This window comes from Streptococcus sp. SO4, assembly GCF_030440055.1.
Lineage (GTDB): Bacteria > Bacillota > Bacilli > Lactobacillales > Streptococcaceae > Streptococcus > Streptococcus nidrosiense.
In genome coordinates this window covers 149,648-170,401 of the sequence record NZ_JAQFJI010000002.1, presented here as the reverse complement: position 1 = coordinate 170,401, position 20,754 = coordinate 149,648, and the positions used below count along the sequence as shown (strand labels likewise).

25 protein-coding genes are annotated in these 20,754 nt (G+C 40.1%); 21 read left to right on the top strand and 4 right to left on the bottom strand.

Annotated features, from left to right (window positions below):
• Nucleotides 1-33 precede the first annotated feature (33 nt).
• Nucleotides 34-471 carry a CoA-binding protein gene (locus PCY08_RS02045; protein ID WP_223140356.1) on the top strand — a complete coding sequence of 146 codons (438 nt, stop codon included), beginning with the start codon at nucleotides 34-36 and terminating at the stop codon, nucleotides 469-471.
• Between the two features lie 134 nt (nucleotides 472-605).
• Here PCY08_RS02045 and PCY08_RS02040 read toward each other — a convergent pair whose 3' ends face one another.
• The 4 genes from PCY08_RS02040 to mobC form a co-directional block, all read right to left on the bottom strand.
• On the bottom strand, nucleotides 606-1,616 hold the full coding sequence (locus PCY08_RS02040) for a YeiH family protein (protein ID WP_301559261.1): 1,011 nt from the start codon (nucleotides 1,614-1,616) through the stop codon (nucleotides 606-608).
• A 485-nt stretch (nucleotides 1,617-2,101) separates the two neighbouring features.
• Complete coding sequence (locus tag PCY08_RS02035; protein WP_049504560.1) at nucleotides 2,102-2,455, bottom strand: type II toxin-antitoxin system RelE/ParE family toxin; 354 nt, start codon at nucleotides 2,453-2,455, stop codon at nucleotides 2,102-2,104.
• Complete coding sequence (locus tag PCY08_RS02030) at nucleotides 2,445-2,729, bottom strand: type II toxin-antitoxin system RelB/DinJ family antitoxin (RefSeq protein ID WP_301559260.1); 285 nt, start codon at nucleotides 2,727-2,729, stop codon at nucleotides 2,445-2,447. The genes PCY08_RS02035 and PCY08_RS02030 overlap by 11 nt, the downstream gene beginning before the upstream one ends.
• A 346-nt stretch (nucleotides 2,730-3,075) precedes the next feature.
• Nucleotides 3,076-3,186: a plasmid mobilization relaxosome protein MobC gene (gene mobC / locus PCY08_RS02025; RefSeq protein WP_239681984.1), complete on the bottom strand. Its 111-nt coding sequence runs from the start codon at nucleotides 3,184-3,186 to the stop codon at nucleotides 3,076-3,078.
• Nucleotides 3,187-3,421: 235 nt separating this feature from the next.
• Here mobC and PCY08_RS02020 point away from each other — a divergent pair, with 235 nt between their 5' ends.
• From PCY08_RS02020 to purN, 20 genes are all read left to right on the top strand, one after another.
• Entirely contained in the window at nucleotides 3,422-4,591 is a 1,170-nt protein-coding gene (locus tag PCY08_RS02020; RefSeq protein ID WP_301559259.1) for a pyridoxal phosphate-dependent aminotransferase, read from the top strand.
• Nucleotides 4,588-5,358, top strand: coding sequence for a DNA repair protein RecO (gene recO, locus PCY08_RS02015; protein ID WP_049509320.1), 771 nt, complete (start codon nucleotides 4,588-4,590; stop codon nucleotides 5,356-5,358). Before PCY08_RS02020 ends, recO begins: the two co-directional genes overlap by 4 nt.
• The gene (plsX, locus tag PCY08_RS02010) at nucleotides 5,355-6,347 is read left to right on the top strand and encodes a phosphate acyltransferase PlsX (RefSeq protein ID WP_301559258.1); all 993 of its coding nucleotides are present in this window, start codon (nucleotides 5,355-5,357) and stop codon (nucleotides 6,345-6,347) included. Before recO ends, plsX begins: the two co-directional genes overlap by 4 nt.
• A gap of 5 nt (nucleotides 6,348-6,352) precedes the next feature.
• Nucleotides 6,353-6,589, top strand: a complete 237-nt coding sequence (locus tag PCY08_RS02005) for an acyl carrier protein (RefSeq protein ID WP_075232277.1) — start codon at nucleotides 6,353-6,355, stop codon at nucleotides 6,587-6,589.
• 451 nt (nucleotides 6,590-7,040) lie between these two features.
• Nucleotides 7,041-7,184, top strand: coding sequence for a class IIb bacteriocin, lactobin A/cerein 7B family (locus PCY08_RS02000; protein WP_060955041.1), 144 nt, complete (start codon nucleotides 7,041-7,043; stop codon nucleotides 7,182-7,184).
• Nucleotides 7,185-7,201: 17 nt separating this feature from the next.
• Nucleotides 7,202-7,351: a class IIb bacteriocin, lactobin A/cerein 7B family gene (locus PCY08_RS01995; protein WP_060955042.1), complete on the top strand. Its 150-nt coding sequence runs from the start codon at nucleotides 7,202-7,204 to the stop codon at nucleotides 7,349-7,351.
• Between the two features lie 12 nt (nucleotides 7,352-7,363).
• Nucleotides 7,364-7,540 carry a hypothetical protein gene (locus PCY08_RS01990; RefSeq protein WP_190279315.1) on the top strand — a complete coding sequence of 59 codons (177 nt, stop codon included), beginning with the start codon at nucleotides 7,364-7,366 and terminating at the stop codon, nucleotides 7,538-7,540.
• A gap of 210 nt (nucleotides 7,541-7,750) precedes the next feature.
• The gene (locus tag PCY08_RS01985) at nucleotides 7,751-7,906 is read left to right on the top strand and encodes a hypothetical protein (protein ID WP_190279316.1); all 156 of its coding nucleotides are present in this window, start codon (nucleotides 7,751-7,753) and stop codon (nucleotides 7,904-7,906) included.
• Between the two features lie 38 nt (nucleotides 7,907-7,944).
• Nucleotides 7,945-8,157, top strand: coding sequence for a bacteriocin immunity protein (locus PCY08_RS01980; protein ID WP_301559257.1), 213 nt, complete (start codon nucleotides 7,945-7,947; stop codon nucleotides 8,155-8,157).
• 80 nt (nucleotides 8,158-8,237) lie between these two features.
• Entirely contained in the window at nucleotides 8,238-8,426 is a 189-nt protein-coding gene (locus tag PCY08_RS01975; RefSeq protein ID WP_301559256.1) for a hypothetical protein, read from the top strand.
• A gap of 24 nt (nucleotides 8,427-8,450) precedes the next feature.
• Nucleotides 8,451-8,660 (top strand): hypothetical protein, encoded by a 210-nt coding sequence (locus PCY08_RS01970; RefSeq protein WP_049504581.1) that lies wholly within the window; start codon nucleotides 8,451-8,453, stop codon nucleotides 8,658-8,660.
• Between the two features lie 106 nt (nucleotides 8,661-8,766).
• Nucleotides 8,767-9,003, top strand: coding sequence for a hypothetical protein (locus tag PCY08_RS01965; RefSeq protein ID WP_223140350.1), 237 nt, complete (start codon nucleotides 8,767-8,769; stop codon nucleotides 9,001-9,003).
• The gene (locus tag PCY08_RS01960) at nucleotides 8,996-9,202 is read left to right on the top strand and encodes a hypothetical protein (protein WP_301559270.1); all 207 of its coding nucleotides are present in this window, start codon (nucleotides 8,996-8,998) and stop codon (nucleotides 9,200-9,202) included. The genes PCY08_RS01965 and PCY08_RS01960 overlap by 8 nt, the downstream gene beginning before the upstream one ends.
• 154 nt (nucleotides 9,203-9,356) lie before the next feature.
• A complete protein-coding gene (gene comA / locus PCY08_RS01955; protein WP_301559255.1) occupies nucleotides 9,357-11,510 on the top strand; it encodes a peptide cleavage/export ABC transporter ComA in 2,154 nt (717 codons plus the stop codon).
• A gap of 12 nt (nucleotides 11,511-11,522) precedes the next feature.
• The gene (locus PCY08_RS01950; protein WP_301559254.1) at nucleotides 11,523-12,863 is read left to right on the top strand and encodes a bacteriocin secretion accessory protein; all 1,341 of its coding nucleotides are present in this window, start codon (nucleotides 11,523-11,525) and stop codon (nucleotides 12,861-12,863) included.
• A 168-nt stretch (nucleotides 12,864-13,031) separates the two neighbouring features.
• On the top strand, nucleotides 13,032-13,739 hold the full coding sequence (gene purC / locus PCY08_RS01945) for a phosphoribosylaminoimidazolesuccinocarboxamide synthase (RefSeq protein WP_301559253.1): 708 nt from the start codon (nucleotides 13,032-13,034) through the stop codon (nucleotides 13,737-13,739).
• Nucleotides 13,740-13,802: 63 nt separating this feature from the next.
• Nucleotides 13,803-17,528: a phosphoribosylformylglycinamidine synthase gene (locus PCY08_RS01940; RefSeq protein ID WP_301559252.1), complete on the top strand. Its 3,726-nt coding sequence runs from the start codon at nucleotides 13,803-13,805 to the stop codon at nucleotides 17,526-17,528.
• 168 nt (nucleotides 17,529-17,696) lie between these two features.
• On the top strand, nucleotides 17,697-19,139 hold the full coding sequence (gene purF, locus PCY08_RS01935) for an amidophosphoribosyltransferase (RefSeq protein WP_045762505.1): 1,443 nt from the start codon (nucleotides 17,697-17,699) through the stop codon (nucleotides 19,137-19,139).
• 36 nt (nucleotides 19,140-19,175) lie between these two features.
• Entirely contained in the window at nucleotides 19,176-20,198 is a 1,023-nt protein-coding gene (gene purM / locus PCY08_RS01930) for a phosphoribosylformylglycinamidine cyclo-ligase (RefSeq protein WP_045762506.1), read from the top strand.
• A complete protein-coding gene (gene purN / locus PCY08_RS01925) occupies nucleotides 20,198-20,752 on the top strand; it encodes a phosphoribosylglycinamide formyltransferase (RefSeq protein WP_045762507.1) in 555 nt (184 codons plus the stop codon). Before purM ends, purN begins: the two co-directional genes overlap by 1 nt.
• Nucleotides 20,753-20,754: the final 2 nt, after the last annotated feature.

The following is a 20,754-nucleotide window of genomic DNA, read 5'->3' as shown; positions in this document are numbered from 1 at the left end:
AATATGCTATACTGATGAAAAAGGAGGATTTTTATGACTCAAGAATTTATCAATCCAAGTGATGGCGTGATCCGTCAGTATCTAGCAAGCAGTAAAACTCTAGCAGTAGTGGGCTTGTCTGACCGTGAAGAAACAACGAGCAATCGAGTGACAAAGGAAATGCAGGCTCGTGGCTATAAAATCATTCCAGTAAACCCTAAGGCTGCAGGTGGGGAAATCTTGGGAGAAAAGGCTTATGCTAGTCTAGCTGAGATTCCTTTCCCTGTAGATATCGTCAATGTCTATCGTCGTAGTGAATTTCTGCCTGATGTAGCTCGTGATTTTCTCAAGGCAGATGCTAAGATTTTCTGGGCGCAACTAGGACTTGAAAGTCTAGAAGCGGAAGAAATCTTGCGTGCTGGAGGTTGCGATGATATCGTGATGAATCGTTGCATCAAGAGAGAACATACACGCTTAATTCTTGAACAATAAAAAGGTAGCTTGCGGGCTACCTTTTGTGTTATACTCAATGAAAATTAAAGAGCAAACTAGGAAACTAGCCGCAGGCTGTACTTGAGTACGGCAAGGCGACGTTGACGTGGTTTGAATTTGATTTTCGAAGAGTATTAGAAAATACCGATGAGCGTTTGCATACCGAGACTAGTCAGGATGATGGCAATCCAGCAGAGAGCTCCAAGCAGAATGGATTTACCGCTGGACTTAATCATAGCAATGAGATTGGTTTTGAGGCCGATAGCGCTCATGGCCATGATGATGAGAAATTTGGAGAGTTGCTTGAGAGGAGCAAAGAAGTGACTGCTGACACCGAAGGAAGTAAGGATGGTCGTTAGCAGAGAAGCTAGGATAAAGTAGAGAATGAAAACAGGGAAGATTTTTTTAAGTTTTATCCCTTGGTTGTTTCCTTGTTGACGACTTTGCCAGTAAGAGAGGAAGAGAGTGATAGGGATAATAGCTAGGGTACGGGTCAATTTGACAATGGTGGCAGCTTCGAGAGTATTGGACTGGTAAAGACTATCCCAGGCGCTGGCAGTGGCTGTTACAGAGGAAGTATCATTGACCGCAGTACCTGCAAAGAGAGCAAAACCTTCGTTGGAAAGATGGAGCCAAGAACCTAGAGTTGGGAAGATAAGAGCTGCCAAGACATTGAAGAAAAAGATGACAGAAATGGCTTGTGCGACTTCTTTTTCCTTGGCATGGATGACAGGAGCAGTCGCTGCAATGGCGGAACCTCCACAGATTGAAGACCCAACTCCTATCAAGGTAGCTAGCTTTGTATCTAGGTCAAAAAAGCGCTGGAAGAGATAGGCTATAATCAAAGCAATTGAAATAGTTGAGAGGATGACTGGGAGGGAAGATTTTCCAACTGCGAAAACTTGAGAGATATTGAGTCCAAACCCAAGCAAGATAACTGCATACTGAAGCAATTTCTTGGAGCTGTAAGTCAAACCAGCATCTAGTTGTTTATAGGAAGTGAGAAATGGGTGGAGAATCATGCCAATAAAGATGGCAAAGACAGGTGCCCCGACAACAGGCAAGAAGCCTCCTAAAATCCAAGAAATGATAGATATGATAAGACAGACCAAAAGTCCAGCCCAATTTTTTGATAGAAATGACATAAAAACCTCCGAAAATAAATACTCCTTATTATAATCTTATCTGTCAGAAAAGTAAAGAGAAAGTAAAGTTTAATAATTATTTGACAAGTTTCTCAAATTTATGTGATAATAGCTGTACAAGAACTGTAACGAAGTCTTGGCAAAAACAGAAATACCAGAGCTCCACCTCTGGTATTTCTGTTTGTCTAGTCATATTAAAACTAAACTCAGGTTATATTTTTTGTCGCGCTTGTCTAGCCACTTTCTGACTATCCACTCAGAAATGACATTACCGATCTAGTAATCAATAATGGTGCTAGAATAGTTGTAACGAAGATTAGCAAAACCGTATTTTACAAAGGTATACTCTGTAATATTTAAATCCTTATTAAATCAACGTTTCTAAAGAAAAAGTAGCTGTAAAATATTATATATACAGCGTATTGTTAAACCAAGACGGTACCAAAAATTAAGGTTTCGGAGCTTATAAAATAAAGAAAGATGTCTCAATCAGTTGAGCTTTTTTTATTACCATTTTGTAGCAAAGTGACATAGTCGCTTTTTATGTGGAATAGGTGAGATAAAAAAACAGTGTTTCGTTTTTGGTCGATGAAGTAGAGTAAGACATACTGACCGATAATTTTTCCTCGTGTAGGGTACTTACTATTAATCTTTACACCAATTTTTTCATCGGCGTCAAAACCAGCCTCAGGAAAGACTTCTAAACTTTTTAAGCCATCTAAAATTTTACCCACAGTATTTTTAGCAGACTGAGGTGATAAAAGAACAGTAGTGATGTAATCATGAATACTGTCAATAGCTTGGCTCACTTCATCAGAAATAATTACTTTATAAGCCATAGCTTGCCCTCATACTGTCTAGGGAAGTCCCTTTTCCTGCTTCATATTCTCTTAAGGCTCGTTCGGATTGAGCTTGTAATTCCTCAATCAACTGTTCACGGTGTAAATCTTCTGCAGTCTTGATTGGCAAGTCCTGTTCGAGGACAATCTGCTCTATAAAAAGAGTAATAGCATCCGTCATGGTCATTCCTTTTTCCTTGATAATGGCTCTAGCTTGTTCCATTGCTAACTCATTGATTTTAAAATTATATTGCTTAACAAGTGATGTAGTCATGGTATATCTCCGTTCTATATCGTGTATAGCCAGTATATATTTTTTGAACTTTTTTTGCAAGAAAAAAACTCTTGAATATACTCCAAGAGTGAAACGAATAGGACCAGTGGTGGAGCGGGTTCTTTACAGCCTAAAGCTGAAGGTAGTGCCGAACCTGAAGCTGAATTATCAGTAACATTTAAGCAAACTGTTACCAGTCGCCCGACATCATCTTATCCTTAGTTATAAATTTAGGATAAATAAGAGAGAATATCAACAATAATTCTTATTACAACCAACTGTCCTGTACCTTTGTTTGATTTTCTTGTTTTTGAATAAATTGTCTGACTGTATCTTTCAAATGTTTCTACAATTCAAGAATCTGACTAAATTCATTTAGACTAGCCTGATTATCTTCGTTTACTTTTTTTGTGATCTGATTTATATTGACCCCTATCCGATTTATTTCCTTACGCAACTTCTCAATACTCGTCGAAAATCTCCTAATACGTTGTCATCTTCGGCTTACCTAACTTTAGTTATGCTTTAACCTCGATTCTTAGTTTCATGAGATTTTCATTGAGTATTCTAAAAACATAGTGTTGTAATAAATTTAAATGAACATACATCAGTTGCTTATGCTAGTGTGATTTTGCGGTCAGAGAGCTTTTGTAGTATAATAGACATATGTTCTTTAAGCAAGGAGGGTATCTATGGACTTAACCAAGCGATTTAATAAACAATTAGATAAGATTCAAGTTTCCTTGATTCGTCAGTTTGACCAGGCTATTTCAGAGATTCCTGGGGTTCTACGTCTGACATTGGGAGAGCCTGACTTCACAACTCCAGACCATGTCAAGGAGGCGGCTAAGCGAGCCATTGACCAAAATCAATCCTACTATACAGGGATGAGTGGTTTGTTGACCTTGCGCCAGGCAGCTAGTGATTTTGTAAGAGAAAAATACCAGCTAGACTATAATCCTGAAAATGAAATATTGGTCACAATTGGTGCGACAGAGGCTCTATCAGCTACTTTGACAGCTATTTTAGAAGAGGGTGACAAGGTTCTCTTGCCAGCTCCTGCCTATCCTGGTTATGAACCAATTGTCAATCTAGTTGGCGCAGAGATTGTCGAGATTGATACGACTGAGAACGGTTTTGTCTTAACTCCTGAAATGCTAGAGAAAGCTATTATCGAGCAAGGTGATAAGCTCAAGGCAGTTATTCTCAACTATCCAGCCAATCCTACAGGAATTACCTATAGTCGCGAACAGTTGGAAGCTTTGGCAGACGTTTTACGTAAGTATGAGGTTTTCGTTGTCTGTGATGAGGTCTACTCAGAATTAACTTATACAGGGGAAAATCATGTCTCTTTGGGAACAATGCTGAGAGATCAGGCCATTATCATTAACGGTCTATCCAAATCCCATGCTATGACAGGTTGGCGTTTAGGTTTTATCTTTGCTCCAGCAAACTTCACAGCTCAACTCATCAAGAGTCATCAGTACTTGGTCACTGCCGCAAACACCATGGCGCAACATGCTGCGGTGGAAGCTTTGACGGCTGGTAAGAACGATGCAGAGCCGATGAAGAAGGAGTATATCCAACGTCGGGACTACATTATCGAGAAGATGACTGACCTTGGTTTTGAGATTATCAAACCAGATGGTGCTTTTTATATCTTTGCTAAGATTCCAACAGGCTACAATCAAGATTCCTTTGCTTTTCTGAAGGATTTTGCTCAGAAGAAGGCTGTTGCCTTTATCCCTGGTGCAGCTTTTGGTCAATATGGAGAAGGTTATGTGCGCTTGTCTTATGCGGCTAGTATGGAAACCATCAGAGAGGCTATGAAACGTCTTGAGGAGTACATGAGAGAAGCATGATTCAGTCTATTACGAGTCAGGGGTTGGTGCTCTACAATCGTAATTTTCGTGAGGATGACAAGCTAGTCAAGATTTTTACAGAGCAGGTCGGTAAGCGCATGTTTTTTGTCAAACATGCCGGTCAATCCAAACTGGCTCCAGTTATTCAACCTTTGGTGCTGGCTCGTTTTCTTTTGCGAATCAATGATGATGGGCTTAGTTATATTGAAGACTACCATGAGGTGATGACCTTTCCAAAAATCAATAGTGATCTCTTTGTCATGGCCTATGCGACCTATGTGGCAGCTCTGGCAGATGCTAGTTTGCAGGACAATCAACAGGATGCTCCCTTGTTTGCTTTTCTACAAAAGACTTTAGAGTTGATGGAAGAGGGCCTGGATTATCAAGTTTTGACCAATATTTTTGAAATTCAGATTTTGACACGTTTTGGGATCAGTCTTAACTTTAATGAGTGTGTTTTTTGCCATCGGGTGGGTCAGGCCTTTGATTTTTCTTTCAAATATGGCGCTTGCTTATGTCCTGAGCATTATCATGAGGATGAGAAACGTTGTCATCTGAATCCAAACATTCCCTATCTGCTCAATCAATTTCAAGCTATTAACTTTGAGACTTTAGAGACTATTTCGCTCAAGTCTGAAATCAAGCAAGAATTGCGTCAGTTCATGGATCAAATTTATGAAGAGTACGTCGGAATTCACCTAAAATCAAAGAAATTTATTGATTCCCTAGCTGATTGGGGACAATTACTAAAAGAGGAAGACAAATGAAAAAAATCGCAGTAGATGCAATGGGTGGCGATTACGCACCTCAAGCCATCGTTGAGGGTGTTAATCAAGCCCTTGCTGACTTTTTAGATATTGAGATTCAACTTTACGGAGACGAAAGCAAAATCAAGCAATATCTAACAGCTACAGAACGCGTCAGCATTATCCATACAGATGAAAAAATTGATTCGGATGATGAACCGACAAAAGCCATTCGTAAGAAGAAAAATGCCAGTATGGTATTGGCTGCTAAGGCTGTCAAAGATGGTGAGGCTGATGCCGTGCTCTCTGCAGGAAATACAGGTGCTTTGCTTGCGGCAGGATTTTTCATCGTAGGTCGCATCAAGAATATCGATCGTCCAGGGCTTATGTCAACCTTACCAACAGTTGATGGGAAAGGTTTTGATATGCTGGACCTCGGTGCCAATGCAGAAAACACAGCCCATCACTTACATCAATACGCCATCTTAGGTTCTTTCTATGCTAAAAATGTTCGTGGAATTGCAAAACCACGAGTTGGTTTGCTTAATAACGGGACAGAGAGCAGTAAGGGAGATCCACTCCGCAAGGAAACTTATGACTTGCTAGCAGCTGATGAGAGTTTGAATTTTATTGGTAATGTGGAAGCGCGTGACTTGATGGAGGGTGTTGCAGATGTTGTCGTGGCAGACGGTTTCACGGGAAACGCTGTGCTAAAATCCATCGAAGGAACAGCCATGGGGATCATGGGCTTGCTTAAAAATGCTATTACAGGTGGCGGTTTGCGAGCTAAATTAGGTGCTCTTCTTCTTAAGGATAGTCTTAGAGGTTTGAAAAAGCAACTCAACTATTCAGATGTTGGGGGTGCAGTCTTGTTTGGTGTTAAGGCGCCGGTTGTTAAGACTCATGGCTCAAGTGATGCCAAGGCTGTATACAGTACGATTCGTCAGATTCGTACTATGCTAGAAACAGACGTAGTTGCTCAAACTGCGCGTGAATTTTCAGGAGAATAATATATATGACAGATAAAGAAATTTTTGACCGTGTCGTGACCATTATCCAAGAACGTCAAGGGGAAGACTTCGTAGTAACAGAAGCCTTGAGTTTGAAGGATGATTTAGATGCTGATTCGGTAGATTTGATGGAATTCGTACTAACCATTGAGGATGAATTTGGAATCGAAATTAGTGATGAAGAAATCGATCACCTCCAAAGTGTGGCAGATGTATTACAAGCCATTAAAGATAAAATCTAACATAAAGCAACATGCAAGTCATGTTGTTTTTTTATTTCTCGAAAAAAGATAAGATTTTGAAGTTTTATAGTCGAGTTTACGAATAAAGAGGTGAGAAGAAAAAGGAGGATTACTGATGTATGTGACAGGTCTTTATCCATGGTTGATCAAGTGGTTTTTAAAATAAATTTGACTTAGCTGTTTATTTTAAAATTATTTTATCGAATAGATAAGTAAGAAGAAAAGGAAAGGAGTCTGATCAATGTATTTACCAATTTTACTTCCATGGTTTATCAAATTGTATTTTAAATAAATTAAGTTTATTTACTCATTTTAAAATGATTTCTCGAATAGATAAGTGAGAAGAAGAGGAAGGAGATTAGAAATGATTATTTCAGTTATTTATCCAATTTGGCTTTTAAAATGGTTTAAAAGTTAGAAATCACAAATATAAAAATAAAGGAGAAAACAAATGACAAACTTTGACAAAATGGAACAGAACTTTGTAGCTCTTACAGAAGAAGAACTAATGGAAGTGGATGGGGGAGCAGTTTCCGCTGTAGTTGTAGGAGGTCTCTTACTAATTGGTGGTATTGCTTGGGGCTATTTTATGTAATAATAAGGAGAGAAAAAATGAATTTAAATAAATGGACAGAATTGACAGAAGAAGAATTGATGAATACAGAAGGTGGATCAATTACCATAGCCATGGTTGGTGCAGGAGTAGCAATTTTCCTTGGTGGTCGATTAATTGGTCAAGATTTAAAACGTAAATTTGGATAAAAGTGGACTTGTATGAAAAATCTAAAAAATGTAATGGGAGCAATTTTAATTATTTTTGGAATATTTTGCGTATTGGGGGATTTAAATGTAATCACCTTTAATGTTGAAAAATATTTCCAAACAGAATTATTTGTTCCGATGCTAATTTTGATGATGAGTTATTTGGATTCAGGTAAAGACAGGGTTTAAAGAGAACTATTATTAGTGTGTGGCAAATGCTATTGAATAATCATATTTTAGTTACTATCAATGACATAAGAACTAAAAAAGAATGGAGAAATCAATGAATTTTTCAAACGAATTTGCGGCTATTATTATATCGACTTCAGGAATAGTAGGACTTTTGTCTGGAGTAGCTATTGGATTAGCTAGTATTATTTAAAAAGGAGTATATGAAAGATGAAGAAACTATCTGAAAAATTTGAAATCATGACAGATGCAGATTTGTCTGTTACTGAAGGAGGCATCGTTGTTACTACTTCTACAGCAGTAGCCTGGGGTGTTTTAGGAGTCGTTACCTATATGTATGGGCGTCATCTGGGAAGTAGGCGTTAATTTAAAAATTTGTGGCAAATCGTAAAAGGAAATCAATTATGAATCGCAACACTGATCTCAATACATTGTTACCTAAACTAGCCACTATAGTTCCTTTAGTAGCAATAGGTCTCAATCTCGTGCTCCATGTAATTCGTACAGGTTCTTTATTATACTTTGATTGGAAATGGTATTTAGTTGGATTGATTGCTTCAGGCTATTTTGGGATTTTTTGCAAGGATTTGTCAAAAAATAATCAAAACTATAAATGATGAATCTGAATGAAAAGGATTTTGTGTATGTAAATGGCGGAATTTTTCTGCCTTTCTTATCAGGTAAACAGGAGTCTGCTATGAAAACATTTTTATTAGGATTTGCTGAAGGTTATTTTATCGTGTCAGTCATTATCTATATCGCAACGTATTTGATTTTGAAAAAACCGATCAATACCTTGTTTTATCCAGAAAACTATCCAATTCTGTTTGGTCTGTTTTATGTAGGGTACAAGTATCAAATAAGAGGAAGTAAGATTGAAAATTGATGGACCATCATATTGGAGTTTGAGATGAGAGTCGTTCAAGTGTTACAAAAAGCTTGGCTAGAGTTTACTGTATGCTGCAGTTCGATGGTTTATATCATTGTTAGAATAGTCGCTGATGTAAACAAAATAAATCTACCTACATGGTTTGAATATTTTGATATACCTACGATTTCACTATTTGGGATGGCATTTATTTTACTTTATAGAAGTGAAGAAAAATGTGATAAAGGTTGATAAAATGAATTTGAACTTTGTGACTCCAGTATTAGGGCAATCTTGGGGAATGTTGGGGTATTAAGCTGATGAACTGTAGTTTAATTTTAGTTAGAAAGATATTCGTATGTTTAAAAAAGAAGTGATATTATTAGGGCTGCTTCTACTAGTACGTATTGTACTTTCTATCATGCAAGTTTTAATAGACTATAAACTATTGCTAGGAAAGTATAGTGTAAATTTCATGGAAATTTCAGATTTATTCTCTTATCCCCTACTTTTTTTAATCATTTACATAGCGGTAAAATATCATGCTATCCAGAAAATAAGAGGTAAAGAAGATAATCAGGATGGAAATGAATAAGACTTTAAAAATCTTTCTAACATTCCTTTTCTTGTTTCTGATGAATCTTTTGCTTTTTAAAGTACTTGCTAGTCTAGGCTTTAAGGTGTCAATGAGTGAAAAAAGCTATCTTGTACCACCCTTGTTTTCAGTTATAGTTTTGTATATGATTGTCAAAAAATTGAAAAAGGTAAGAAATATTAATCATTATATTTTCTAGGTAGGACGTTTGTTCTACCTATTTTTATTTAGGAAAAAGTGCTGTTCAGGTGCAGTTATTGTTTTTTTAGAAATAATTTTCTTTTTGCTTCTTTGTTTAGATAAAATAATCTTACAAAGTTTTCTTTGGAGATTGTTAGGAAAAGGAGTAGAATATGAAATTTAGTAAACGGCATTATCGTCCTCAGGTAGACCAGATGGACTGCGGTGTGGCTTCATTAGCCATGGTCTTTGGTTATTATGGTAGTTATTATTCTCTGGCTCACTTGCGAGAGTTGGCCAAGACGACCATGGATGGGACTACGGCTTTAGGCTTAGTCAAGGTTGCAGAGGAAATTGGTTTTGAGACGCGAGCAATAAAGGCGGACATGACCTTGTTTGATTTGCCGGATGTAACCTTTCCTTTTGTGGCTCATGTGCTTAAGGAAGGGAAATTGCTCCATTATTATGTGGTGACTGGGCAGGACAAGAACAACATTCATATCGCTGATCCAGATCCTAGTGTTAAGCTGACCAAGATTTCTCGTGAACGCTTTGCCAAGGAGTGGACAGGAATCACTATTTTTATGGCACCATCTCCGACTTATAAGCCTCATAAGGAACAAAAAAATGGTCTGCTCTCTTTTATCCCTATATTAGTGAAACAGCAAGGTTTGATTGTTAATATCGTTTTGGCGACCTTCTTAGTGACCTTGATTAACATTGTGGGTTCTTATTATCTGCAGTCTATCATTGATACTTATGTACCAGATCAGATGCGTTCAACCTTGGGCATTATCTCAATAGGGCTAGTCATCGTTTATGTTCTTCAGCAAATCTTATCTTATGCCCAGGAATATCTTTTACTTGTTTTGGGGCAACGCTTGTCGATTGATGTGATTTTGTCTTATATCAAGCACGTGTTTCATTTGCCCATGTCCTTTTTTGCGACACGACGGACAGGGGAAATCGTGTCTCGTTTCACGGATGCAAATAGTATCATTGATGCGCTGGCTTCGACTATTCTGTCAATTTTTTTGGATGTATCTACTGTCTTGATTATTTCAGTAGTTCTATTTTCGCAGAATAGCAATCTTTTTTTCATGAGTTTACTAGCTCTTCCTATCTACACAGTGATTATCTTTGCTTTTATGAAGCCATTTGAAAAGATGAATCGGGATACCATGGAAGCTAATGCGGTTCTGTCTTCTTCTATCATTGAGGATATCAATGGCATTGAGACGATAAAATCCTTGACTAGTGAAAGCTCCCGTTATCAAAAGATTGACAAGGAATTTGTGGATTATCTGAAAAAATCTTTTGCCTATAGTCGGGCAGAAAGTCAGCAAAAGGCTCTGAAAAAGCTTGCCCAGCTCTTGCTCAATGTTGGAATTCTCTGGATGGGGGCTCTCCTAGTCATGGATAATAGGATGAGTTTGGGCCAGTTGATCACCTATAATACCTTGCTTGTTTATTTTACAAATCCTTTGGAGAATATCATCAATCTGCAAACCAAGCTTCAGACAGCGCAGGTTGCCAATAACCGTCTCAATGAAGTTTATCTGGTTGCATCTGAGTTTGAGGAAAAGAAAACAGTCTCAGATTTGAGCTTGCTAGAAGGAGATATGACTTTCAAGCAGGTTCACTACAAATATGGTTATGGTCGAGATGTCTTGTTGGACATCAATCTGACTATTCCACAAGGCTCTAAAGTGGCTTTTGTGGGAATTTCAGGATCGGGTAAGACGACCTTGGCTAAGATGATGGTTAATTTTTACGATCCAAGTCAGGGGGAGATTAGTCTGGGTGGCGTCAATCTCAATCAGATTGATAAAAAGGCTCTGCGCCAGTATATCAACTACCTGCCTCAGCAGCCCTATGTTTTCAATGGGACGATTTTGGAGAATCTTCTCCTTGGAGCTAAGGAGGGGACGACCCAGGAGGATATCTTGAGAGCAGTGGAGTTGGCAGAGATTCGGGAGGATATTGAGCGCATGCCACTGAATTACCAGACAGAATTGACTTCGGATGGAGCAGGGATTTCAGGTGGGCAACGTCAGAGAATCGCTCTGGCGCGTGCTCTCTTGACCGATGCGCCTGCCTTGATCTTGGATGAGGCGACCAGCAGTCTGGATATTTTGACCGAGAAGCGAATTGTCGATAATCTGATGGCTTTGGATAAGACCTTGATCTTCATCGCCCACCGCTTAACCATTGCTGAGCGGACAGAGAAGGTTGTCGTTTTGGATCAGGGAAAGATTGTCGAAGAGGGTACACATATGGAATTACTGGCTCAGGGTGGTTTCTATGCCCACTTGGTGAATAGTTAGAGAGGAGAAAAGATGCAATCAGAATTTTTAGAAAGTGCTGAGTTTTACAATCGTCGTTACCATAATTTTTCTAGTTATGTGATTTTTCCAAGTTTTATCTTGTTTTTGTTCCTGATCGTTTTTTCAATCTTTGCACAAAAGGAGATAAGCTTGACAGCTGGAGCTACGGTAGAACCTGCTCGTATCATTGCCACCATTCAGTCTAGTAGTAATAGTAAGATTGTGGCGAATCATTTGGCTGAAAATAAGTTTGTCAAGCAAGGGGATCTTCTCGTTCAATACCAAGAGGGAGCAGAAGCAGTTCAGGCAGAAAATTATGCTAGTCAGTTGGAAATGCTCAAGGATCAGAAGGTTCAACTGGAGTATTTAAAAGCAAGCCTTCAAGCAGGAAGTGATCAATTTCCTGAAGCAGATAAATTTGGCTATCAGCATAGTTTTTTAGATTATCTAAATCAAGCTGCTAGTCTGCGAAGTCAGGTTGAGCAACAAAATGCTAGTATATCATCTCAAAATGCAGCAGCTAGTGGTAGTCAGGCAGAGTTAGGCAATCTCATCGGTGAAACCCAGTCCAAAATTAAAGAATATCAGCAAGCCAAGTCTGCTATTCAGGGTGATGGACACTTAGAGAGTGATCATCCAGCTTATTCTATTTATCAGTCGACAAAGGAGCAAGGATCGGAAACCAAACAGCAGGCCTTATCTCAGCTAGATGCTCAAATCACTCAGTTGGAGTCAACTCTTGCAGGTTATCGAGTACAGTATGCAGGTTCAGGAGCCCAGCAAGCTTATGCATCTGGCTTGGGAAGTCAGTTGGAGTCATTAAAATCTCAGCAACTAGCCAAGGTAGGCCAGGAATTAACGCTCTTGGATCAGAAAATTCTTGAAGCGGAGTCAGGGAAAAAGATTCAAGGAAATCTTTTAGACAAGGGGAAAATTACAGCAACAGAAGATGGTGTTCTACATTTGAATCCTGAGCATAGTCGATCTACCATCATTCCAGAAGGAACTATCCTCGCTCACCTTTTTCCGCAGTTGGCTATAGAGAGAAAAGCAAAACTAACAGCTTATATCAGTTCTAAGGAAGTGGCTGGTCTCAAGCATGGAAATGAGGTACGATTTACAACGGTAACGGATGCCAATAAGCAGCTAGTATTGACCTCCAAGATTACGAATATCGATACCAGTGCGACTCAGACAGAAAAGGGCAATTTCTTTAAATTAGAGGCAGAGACGGATTTGAATGCTGAACAAGCAGAAAAACTTCGTTATGGACTTGAAGGTCGTTTGACTATGATTACAGGTAGGAAGAGTTTTTTACGCTACTATCTTGATCGTTTTTTGAAACAAGAATAAAGTTCTCATTTTAACTCAAATCAATCTTAGAAAATCGCAAATGAAAAATCATTTGCGATTTTTCTGTACTTTTTCAGATATGATATCAAATATAGTTCGTGAAATATTTGATTTTTAGTGTCTGTTGTGTTAGAATGATGTAAAGTAATACGAAAGGCGAACAAGAAAATGTCCAGTAAACTTATTTATACGGGAAAAGCTAAAGATATCTATATTACAGAAGACGAAAATGTGATTAAGTCGGTCTACAAGGACCAGGCAACCATGCTGAATGGAGCTCGCAAAGAGACCATTGAGGGTAAAGGTGTGCTGAATAATCAGATTTCGTCTCTTATTTTTGAAAAATTGAATGCTGCTGGTGTGGCGACACACTTTATCGAACGTATTTCTGACACAGAACAACTCAACAAGAAAGTGACAATCATTCCTTTGGAGGTTGTTCTTCGTAACGTGACTGCAGGTTCTTTCTCAAAACGTTTTGGCGTTGAAGAAGGTTTGGATTTGGAAACTCCAATCGTTGAATTTTACTACAAGAACGATGATTTGGATGATCCATTCATCAATGATGAGCATGTGAAGTTCTTGGATATTGCCAATGATGAGCAAATTGCTTATATCAAGGAAGAAACACGTCATATCAATGAATTGTTGAAAGATTGGTTTGCACAAATTGGTCTGCGTTTGATTGACTTTAAATTGGAATTTGGTTTTGATAAGGACGGTAAGATTATCTTGGCAGATGAATTTTCACCAGACAACTGCCGTCTTTGGGATGCGGAAGGGCACCATATGGATAAGGATGTTTTCCGTAGAGATTTAGGCAGTTTAACGGATGTATATAAGGTTGTATTAGAGAAATTGCAGGGCTTGAAGTAACTTGTTTGAAAGGTAAAACCTTCGTCTTCGATAACCTATTTGAATAGAAATAAAGGAAATAAAATGGATAAACGTATTTTCGTTGAGAAAAAAGCTGATTTTCGTGTGAAATCGGACTCTTTAGTAAAAGAATTGCAGCATAATCTTCAGTTGAAAACGTTGAATGATCTTCGAATCGTTCAGGTTTACGATGTCTTTAATTTAGCAGAGGATTTGTTTGCGCGTGCAGAAAAACACATCTTCTCTGAGCAAGTGACCGATACTGTTTTGGATGAGGCTGCGGTTAAGGCTGATCTTGAGAAGTATGCTTTCTTTGCTATCGAAAGTTTGCCAGGTCAATTTGACCAACGTGCAGCATCCTCACAAGAAGCTTTGCTGTTGCTTGGTAGTTCAAATGATGTAACAGTGAACACAGCGCAACTTTACTTGGTTAACAAGGATATTGATGCGAATGAGTTGGAAGCTGTCAAAAACTACCTCTTGAACCCAGTGGATTCTCGTTTCAAAGATATTACTGTTGGCATTGCGAAACAGGATTTCTCTGAGTCTGACAAGACCATTCCAAGCTTGGATTTCTTTGAAACTTATACGGCAGAAGATTTTGCTAAGTATAAGGCTGAGCAAGGCTTGGCAATGGAAGTGGATGACCTTCTCTTCATCCAAGATTACTTCAAGTCTATTGGACGTGTACCAACTGAGACTGAGCTTAAGGTTTTGGATACTTACTGGTCTGACCACTGCCGTCACACCACTTTCGAGACTGAGTTGAAAAACATCGACTTCTCAGCTTCTAAATTTGAAAAACAATTGCAAGCGACTTATGACAAGTATATTGCCATGCGTGATGAGTTGGGACGCACAGAAAAACCTCAAACCTTGATGGATATGGCGACTATTTTTGGTCGCTATGAGCGTGCCAATGGTCGTTTGGACGACATGGAAGTGTCTGATGAAATCAATGCCTGCTCTGTTGAAATTGAAGTGGATGTTAATGGTGTCAAAGAACCATGGCTCCTCATGTTCAAAAACGAAACTCATAACCACCCAACTGAAATTGAACCATTTGGTGGGGCAGCTACTTGTATCGGTGGTGCCATTCGTGACCCATTGTCAGGACGTTCATACGTTTATCAAGCCATGCGTATCTCAGGTGCTGGTGATATCACAGCTCCAATTTCAGAAACTCGCGCTGGTAAATTGCCACAACAGGTGATTTCTAAAACAGCGGCTCACGGTTATTCTTCATACGGTAACCAAATTGGTCTTGCAACAACTTATGTTCGTGAATACTTCCACCCAGGTTTCGTCGCTAAGCGTATGGAGCTAGGTGCAGTTGTCGGTGCGGCTCCTAAGGAAAATGTTGTCCGTGAAAAACCTGAAGCAGGTGATGTGATTATCTTGCTTGGTGGTAAGACTGGACGTGACGGTGTCGGTGGTGCGACAGGTTCTTCTAAAGTTCAAACGGTTGAATCTGTTGAAACAGCTGGTGCTGAAGTTCAAAAAGGGAATGCCATCGAAGAACGTAAGATTCAACGTCTTTTCCGTAATGGAGAAGTGACACGTCTAATCAAGAAATCAAATGACTTTGGTGCTGGTGGTGTCTGTGTGGCTATCGGTGAATTGGCAGATGGTCTTGAAATTGATCTAGACAAAGTGCCATTGAAATACCAAGGTTTGAACGGCACAGAAATTGCCATCTCTGAATCTCAAGAACGGATGGCTGTAGTGGTTCGTCCAGAAGATGTAAATGCCTTCATTGCTGCATGTAACAAAGAAAATATTGTTGCTGTTGTCGTTGCGACGGTGACTGAGAAACCAAACCTTGTCATGCACTGGAATGGTGAAACCATTGTTGATTTGGAACGTCGTTTCCTTGATACAAACGGTGTACGTGTGGTTGTAGATGCTAAGGTGGTTGACAAGGATGTCAAGCTTCCAGAAGAACGTCAAACATCTGCTGAAACCCTTGAAGCTGATACTTTTGAAGTCTTGGCTGACCTTAACCATGCCAGTCAAAAAGGTTTACAAACCATCTTTGATAGCTCAGTTGGTCGTTCAACAGTTAATCATCCACTCGGTGGTCGCTACCAAATCACACCAACGGAAGCTTCTGTACAGAAATTGCCAGTTCAACATGGTGTGACAACAACTGCTTCTGTCATGGCGCAAGGATTCAACCCTTATGTAGCAGAATGGTCTCCATACCATGGTGCGGCTTATGCGGTCATCGAAGCAACTGCTCGTTTGGTTGCTGCTGGTGCAAAATGGTCTAAGGCTCGTTTCTCTTATCAAGAATACTTCGAGCGAATGGATAAACAAGCAGAGCGTTTTGGTCAACCAGTGGCTGCTCTCCTTGGATCCATTGAAGCTCAGATTCAACTTGGTTTGCCATCTATCGGTGGTAAAGACTCTATGTCTGGTACCTTTGAAGAATTGACAGTACCACCAACCTTGGTTGCTTTTGGTGTGACAACAGCAGATAGCCGTAAGGTCCTATCTCCAGAATTTAAGGCTGTTGGTGAAAATATTTACTATATTCCAGGTCAATCTTTGGCACAAGAAATTGATTTTGATCTTATCAAGTCTAACTTTGCTCAATTTGAAGCAATTCAAGCTGACCATAAAGTCACATCTGCATCAGCTGTCAAATATGGTGGTGTGGTTGAAGCTCTTGCCCTTGCAACATTTGGTAACCATATTGGTGCAAACGTCGAATTAGCAGACCTTGACACTAGCTTGACAGCTCAATTGGGTGGATTCGTCTTCACATCGCCTGAAGACATTGCAGGTGTTGCCAAGATTGGACGAACAGTAGCTGACTTTACACTTTCTGTCAATGATGTAACGCTTGATGGACACAAGCTTGACAGTGCCTTCCAAGGTAAATTGGAAGAGGTTTACCCAACGGAATTTGCACAAGCAACTGAGTTGGAAGAAGTACCTGCTGTGGCATCTGATGCTGTGATCAAAGCTAAAGAAACAGTTGAGACTCCAGTGGTTTACATACCAGTATTCCCAGGTACGAACTCTGAGTACGATTCAGCTAAGGCCTTTGAAAAAGAAGGTGCAAAAGTCAATTTGGTACCATTTGTAACACTGAATGAAGAAGCGATTGTCAAGTCTGTTGACACTATGGTTGACAATATCGAAAAAGCTAACATTATCTTCTTTGCAGGTGGCTTCTCAGCAGCCGATGAACCAGACGGATCTGCTAAATTTATCGTTAACATCTTGCTCAATGAAAAAGTACGTGTAGCCATTGATAGTTTCATCGAACGTGGTGGTTTAATCATTGGTATCTGTAACGGATTCCAAGCCCTTGTTAAATCAGGTCTTCTTCCATATGGTAACTTTGAAGATGCAAGCAGTACGAGTCCAACCCTCTTCTACAATGATGCCAACCAGCACGTGGCGAAGATGGTTGAAACACGTATTGCCAATACCAACTCACCATGGCTTGCCGGAGTTGAGGTTGGTGATATCCATGCCATCCCAGTATCACATGGTGAAGGTAAATTTGTCGTGACAGCTGAAGAATTTGCAGAGCTTCGTGACAATGGTCAAATCTTTACCCAATATGTTGACTTCGAAGGTAAACCAAGCATGGATTCAAAATACAATCCAAATGGTTCTGTCAATGCGATCGAAGGTATCACAAGCAAGAACGGTCAAATTATTGGTAAGATGGGGCATTCAGAACGTTTCGAAGACGGTCTCTTCCAAAATATTCCAGGAAATAAAGATCAACATCTCTTTGCATCAGCGGTTAAATACTTTACTGGGAAATAAGCTTTGCAGTTTTTTTAATAGATAACCATCAGTGAATGTAAAATCAAGTAGATGTAACTTGCGATAATTGCAAATGATTTGTTGTTGCGAGTGAAACGAGCTTCTACCGTATCATTCCGCTGTAGTATCGCTAAGGAATGATACAGAAATAAAAATTAGGTATATAAAATGACATACGAAGTAAAATCTCTTAATGAAGAATGTGGTGTTTTTGGTATCTGGGGCCACCCAGATGCTGCCAAAATGACCTATTTTGGACTTCATAGTCTTCAGCACCGTGGTCAGGAGGGGGCAGGAATCCTCTCCAATGACCAAGGGAAATTGAAGCGTCATCGTGATATGGGACTTTTATCAGAAGTCTTCAAAAATCCTGCTAATTTAGATAAATTGACAGGAACCGGAGCGATTGGACATGTGCGTTATGCGACTGCGGGAGAAGCTTCTGTAGATAATATCCAACCTTTCCTCTTCCGCTTTCACGATATGCAGTTTGGTTTGGCTCATAACGGGAATTTGACCAATGCAGAATCGCTCAAGCAAGAATTAGAACAAAGAGGGGCAATCTTCAGTTCAACCTCTGATTCAGAAATCTTGGCTCACTTGATTCGCCGTAGCCACAATCCAAATCTGATGGGTAAAATCAAGGAAGCGCTCAGTCTGGTTAAAGGTGGTTTCGCTTATCTCTTGATGTTTGAAGATAAGTTAATAGCAGCCCTTGATCCAAACGGCTTCCGTCCTCTGTCAATCGGGAAAATGGCCAATGGAGCAGTAGTGGTTTCATCTGAGACCTGTGCCTTTGAAGTAATCGGTGCTGAGTGGATTCGCGATGTGAAACCAGGCGAGATTGTCATCATTGATGATAATGGCATCCAGTATGACAGCTATACAAACGATACTCAGTTGGCGATCTGTTCCATGGAGTATATCTACTTTGCCCGTCCTGACTCCAATATCCATGGTGTCAATGTCCATACGGCTCGTAAGCGAATGGGAGCTCAATTAGCACGTGAGTTCAAGCATGAAGCTGACATTGTGGTCGGTGTGCCAAACTCCTCACTCAGTGCAGCTATGGGCTTTGCGGAAGAGTCTGGGCTACCAAATGAAATGGGTCTTATCAAGAACCAATATACACAACGGACCTTTATCCAGCCGACTCAAGAATTGCGCGAGCAAGGAGTTCGAATGAAGCTGTCTGCCGTTTCTGGTGTCGTGAAAGGCAAACGTGTGGTCATGATTGATGACTCGATTGTACGTGGAACAACATCTCGTCGTATTGTCCAACTCTTGAAAGAAGCGGGGGCATCAGAAGTGCACGTTGCCATTGGTAGTCCTGCTCTTGCCTATCCGTGTTTCTACGGGATTGATATCCAGACACGTCAGGAGTTGATTGCGGCTAATCATACCGTCGAGGAAACTTGCCAAATCATTGGTGCGGATAGTCTGACTTATCTTTCTATTGATGGCTTGATTGACTCTATTGGGATTGAAACAGATGCACCAAATGGCGGTCTCTGTGTGGCTTACTTTGATGGGAACTATCCAACTCCTCTCTATGATTATGAAGAAGAATATCGTAGAAGTTTAGGAGAAAAAACAAGTTTTTACGAATAAAAAATCCCATTGAAGGAAAGGAAAAGGAAAAAACAAATGACAAATAAAAATGCTTATGCCCAATCGGGTGTAGATGTTGAAGCGGGTTATGAAGTTGTTGAACGCATCAAAAAACACGTGGCACGTACAGAGCGTGCGGGTGTCATGGGAGCTCTTGGTGGTTTCGGTGGGATGTTTGACCTTTCAAAAACAGGTGTCAAAGAGCCAGTTTTGATCTCAGGTACAGATGGTGTTGGTACTAAGTTAATGCTGGCTATCAAGTATGACAAACACGATACCATCGGACAAGACTGTGTAGCTATGTGTGTCAATGATATCATCGCTGCAGGTGCAGAGCCTCTCTACTTCTTGGACTACATCGCAACTGGGAAAAATGAACCAGCTAAACTAGAACAAGTCGTTGCTGGTGTGGCTGAAGGTTGTGTGCAAGCTGGTGCAGCCCTCATCGGTGGGGAAACAGCTGAAATGCCTGGTATGTATGGTGAAGACGACTATGACTTGGCTGGTTTTGCAGTCGGTGTTGCAGAAAAATCTCAAATCATCGACGGTTCAAAAGTAGCTGAAGGGGATGTGATTCTTGGGCTTGCTTCAAGCGGTATCCACTCAAATGGTTACTCACTTGTTCGTCGTGTCTTTGCTGATTACACAGGTGAAGAAGTCCTCCCAGAATTGGAAGGGAAGAAACTTAAAGACGTTCTTTTGGAGCCAACTCGTATCTATGTCAAAGCAGCTTTGCCACTCATCAAAGAAGAATTGGTCAACGGAATCGCTCACATCACAGGTGGTGGTTTCATCGAAAATGTGCCACGTATGTTCGCAGATGACTTGGCTGCTGAAATTGACGAAAGCAAAGTCCCAGTTCTTCCAATTTTCAAAGCTCTTGAAAAATATGGCCAAATCAAACATGAAGAAATGTTTGAAATCTTCAACATGGGTATTGGTCTCATGCTTGCGGTAAAACCAGAAAATGTTGAACGTGTCAAAGAACTTCTTGACGAACCAGTTTATGAAATCGGTCGTATTGTGAAGAAGACAGATGCAAGTGTGGTGATTAAATAATGACTAAAAGGATTGCTGTTTTTGCCTCTGGTAACGGCTCAAACTTTCAGGTGATTGCGGAACAATTTCCAGTAGAATTTGTCTTTTCAGATCACCGGGATGCCTATGTCTTAGAACGTGCCGAAAAGCTAGGGGTTTTATCTTATGCCTTCGAACTCAAAGAGTTTGAGAACAAGGCGGACTACGAAGGAGCCATTGTTGAGCTCTTGGATGAACACCAGATTGACTTGGTTTGTCTCGCAGGCTATATGAAAATCGTCGGCCCCACCTTGCTAGCAGCTTATGAAGGCCGTATCATCAATATTCATCCGGCTTATCTCCCTGAATTCCCAGGAGCTCATGGTATTGAGGATGCTTGGAATGCGGGTGTGGACCAGTCTGGCGTGACTATTCATTGGGTGGACTCTGGTGTTGATACCGGTAAGGTCATCAAACAGGTCCGTGTGCCACGCCTTGAAGGGGATACCCTTGATACTTTCGAAACTCGCATCCACGAAACAGAGTACAAACTTTATCCAGAAGTCTTGGATAGTTTGAAATTAAGGAGAAAGTAAAT